The 3,329-nt window shown below is 58.7% G+C and carries 3 protein-coding genes; 2 read left to right on the top strand and 1 reads right to left on the bottom strand.

What is annotated here, in order from left to right:
- Positions 1 to 786, bottom strand: a 786-nt coding sequence (locus tag AC221Y_RS22385; protein ID WP_486708507.1) for an ABC transporter substrate-binding protein, incomplete at its 3' end; no start/stop codon positions are given.
- 168 nt (positions 787 to 954) lie between these two features.
- On the opposite strand from AC221Y_RS22385, the gene AC221Y_RS22390 reads away from it, so the two are divergent.
- Both AC221Y_RS22390 and AC221Y_RS22395 read left to right on the top strand, forming a co-directional pair.
- Positions 955 to 1,680 (top strand): GntR family transcriptional regulator, encoded by a 726-nt coding sequence (locus AC221Y_RS22390; RefSeq protein WP_486708508.1) that lies wholly within the window; start codon positions 955 to 957, stop codon positions 1,678 to 1,680.
- 2 nt (positions 1,681 to 1,682) lie between these two features.
- Positions 1,683 to 3,065: an amidohydrolase family protein gene (locus AC221Y_RS22395; protein ID WP_486708509.1), complete on the top strand. Its 1,383-nt coding sequence runs from the start codon at positions 1,683 to 1,685 to the stop codon at positions 3,063 to 3,065.
- Positions 3,066 to 3,329: the final 264 nt, after the last annotated feature.

Consider the following 3,329-nt stretch of genomic DNA (forward strand, 5'->3'; position numbering starts at 1 on the left):
CATGCCGTCAGTGGACTCGATGCGCTTGGCGTCCTGTAGTGGGGAGGGGAAGATCATGTCGAGTTCGCCCGACAACATCGCCGCCACGCGGGTCGCGTCGGAGTTGATCGGGTTCAACTCGATGCGGGTCAAGTTGTGCTGCGGTTCGTCCCACCAATCGGCGTTGACGGTCAGCACAGTCTGCGCGTCAGGGGTGCGGGATTCGAAACGGAAGGGGCCGGTGCCATTGGCGTTGGAGGTAGTGTAGCCCTCTTCCCCCTTCTGCGCATCGATCGGGTCGAGCGCGTCATGCTCTTCCAGCCAGCCGCTGTCAAAGATCAGGACATTGGTTAGAAAGTTGTTAAGCAGCGGGTTTGGCCCATCGAGCATCAGATCTACAGTCATTTCATCGACCATCTTGGCATCGACCAGCCCGGCGATATTGCCGCGAATGGGCGAGTCTTCATGCGCCGCGCGCTTCACCGATGCCACCACATCCTCTGCCGAGAAGTCCTGACCGTCGTGGAACTTGATCCCCTCGCGCAAAGTGTAGCGCACGGTGGTCTCGTCGATCTGCTCCCAGTTTGTCGCCAAGGCCGGCTCAATCTTGAGGTCCGCATCATAGCGCACCAGCGCCTCATAGACATGGTTGAGGAACGAGACGGTGAAGCTGTCCGTCATCGAATGCGGGTCAAGGCCGTAAAGGTCGCCATTGGTGCCCAGCCGGAACGTTTCGGCGTGAGCGCCGCCGGCGCAGGCCAGCGCCAGTGCCGAGGTAGCAGTGAATAATAGGTTGCGCGGTGTCATTGTTGTCTCCCTGTTTCTGTCGCTAAGCGGGCTCAAGGGGCCTGCATTTCAGCAACTGGGGAAAAGCTGGCACAGTTCGGTATTTATGTCTACATTTATTGTTAACAATTTGTGAAAACATTAAATGCTTGCACTTCCGGTGCCGTTTCGGCGACTGTTGCACAACGTATGAGCAGAAAAATTATGGGTGGGGATAAGCAGTTGCAAGAAACCAAATTTACGGAAAAGCAGATCTATGAACGGATCTGGAAATCGATCGCAGAACGCCGTCTGCCACCCGGCACCCGCCTGAAAGAGGAGCGGCTGTGTGAAATCTTTGGCACCAGTCGTCCGAGAATCCGCCGAGCGTTGGACCAGCTGACCCACGACGGGTTGGTCAGTCACTTCCCGAATCGGGGGGCCTTTGTGACCACGCCTTCGGTCGAAGAAGCCCGCGATGTCTTCTTCACGCGGCGTGTGGTCGAACGGGGCGTTATTGACGCGCTCAAGAAGCATGGCACCCAAGACAAGCTGGCGGCGCTCGAAACTCATATTGCCGAGGAACGCGAAGCCTTAGCTGAGGGGGACACCGCCCGGATCATCCGCCTTTCGGGTGCCTTTCACATGTTGTTGGCCGAATTCGCGGCCTCGCCCTTACTTGCCGATATCCTGCGCGACCTTGTGTCAAAGAGCACCCTGGTCACGGCGGTTTTCCAGCCGAAATGCGACACGCAATGTGGCCCGGATGAACATGCCGCCATCGTCGCCGCGCTTGCCGAAGGGGATTTCGATACCGCCAAAACAGCGATGGACGAACATCTGCAGGAAGCAGAAAGAACATTGAAATTGGAAGCTTCAAGTGAAGGCAACGCCTTGCAGGACGATGTCCTCGGCACAGCCTTGAGCGAGGGTTAAGAATGACTGTCCGTGCGATTACCAACACCACCGCAATCACGATGGACCCTGCTCGGAGAGTAATTGAGAACGCGACGGTCCTTTTCGAGAATGATCGCATCACCGCCGTTGGTCCGGCCGATGAGGTGGCCGTGCCCGAGGGGGCAGAGCGGATCGAGGGGGCGGATATGATCACCCTGCCGGGGTTGATCGACAGCCATGCCCATGCCGGACATGGTCTGACACGCAACCTTGGCGGGGGAGACGGTGACGCGTGGTTTAAGGCCTGCGAAGAGATCTACACGCGCGGGTCCACCCCTGAATTCTGGCAGGCCGAAGCCCGGCTTTCCGGTTTGGAGCGGCTGAAGGCGGGGATCACCACTTGCACCATGCTGCTCGGCGGCGGGGCCGACCATTACCGGACCGATACGACAGAGGCAGGCGATCTGCATTGCGCCGCCACGCGAGAGATCGGCATCCGCACCATGCTTGCAGTTGGGCTGAACCGACGGCCTTACCCCAAGACCTACCGCAGCCTCGACCTTAACCGGGATGTCACCCTGACGTTTGAGGACCAACTTCAAGTATGCGGACGGTTGGCCGAGGCGCATGGCGATCTGTTGGGGGAGGGCACCGGCATCTGTCTTATCATGCCGGTCTATTCACCTGCTGATGTCGCCCAAGAGCCAGATGAAATCAGCCAGATGTGTCGCGCGGCGATGGAGCTGCGCGAAAATTACGGGCTGCTGTTTACCCAAGATGGCCACCGCGAAGGCTCCATCGCGCTGGCCGAAAAGCTCGGCATCCTCGGCCCTTGGGCCTATCTATCCCACTCGGTCGACCTCACTCCAGAAGACATGGCCGCCGCAAAACGCAGTGGCGCGACGATCGTGCATAACCCCTCGGCAATCATGTCTGTCCTCGGCCGCTGCCCCGCGCCGGAGCTGCGCGACATGGGCGTCAACGTCGCTTTGGGGTCAGATGCGGCGGCCCCGGATCGGGGCTATGACATGTTCCGCCACATGGCCCAATGTTTGCACTACCACCGCCGCCATTTCCGCGATCCCGAAGTGATGATGCCGCTCGACGTCCTGGAAATGTGTACGATCCACGCGGCCAAGGCTATTGGGCTGGAGGATGATCTGGGTTCACTTGAACCGGGCAAAAAGGCAGATATCGTTATGCTCGACCGCCGAAAGCCGCATCTCTACCCTCCAATGATGCCGCTGACGACCGTGGCGCAGTTTGCGAACGCGGCAGACGTAGATACCGTGATCGTCAACGGAAACATCCGCATGCGGCACCGTAAGACCGATCTGGACGAAGACGCGATCCTCGACGCTGCGGCGCGGGAGTTACAGGAGGCTGTCGCGCGCTGTAGCCTCACGGATTTGTTGGTTGAGTAGGCAGGACGCAGCCAAGAACTGGTCAATGTTCTGCCTGTAACCACCGTCTTTGAGCGGGACTGTTGGCGTCGCTAAATGTGTGCGAAGCCATCTTAGGCAGTGTCTTCACTCCTCAGATGTGCGCACGGAGGGTTATACCCGTCGCTTAGTAGGTTCGGGCTAATTCTGTTGAAAAACTCTTGTTGATTTGAGGTGCTGTCGCTGATTCAATTCTCTCAGGGATGTGGGGGATTGGGCGATGATGGGACCGAAGCAGGAAGCACA

The organism is Boseongicola sp. (assembly GCF_057460485.1).

Bases quoted from the DNA above. Each gene is read 5' to 3' on its own strand.
- AC221Y_RS22390 (WP_486708508.1), top strand. From the start codon at position 955: ATGAGCAGAAAAATTATGGGTGGGGATAAGCAGTTGCAAGAAACCAAA.
- AC221Y_RS22395 (WP_486708509.1), top strand. From the start codon at position 1,683: ATGACTGTCCGTGCGATTACCAACACCACCGCAATCACGATGGACCCT.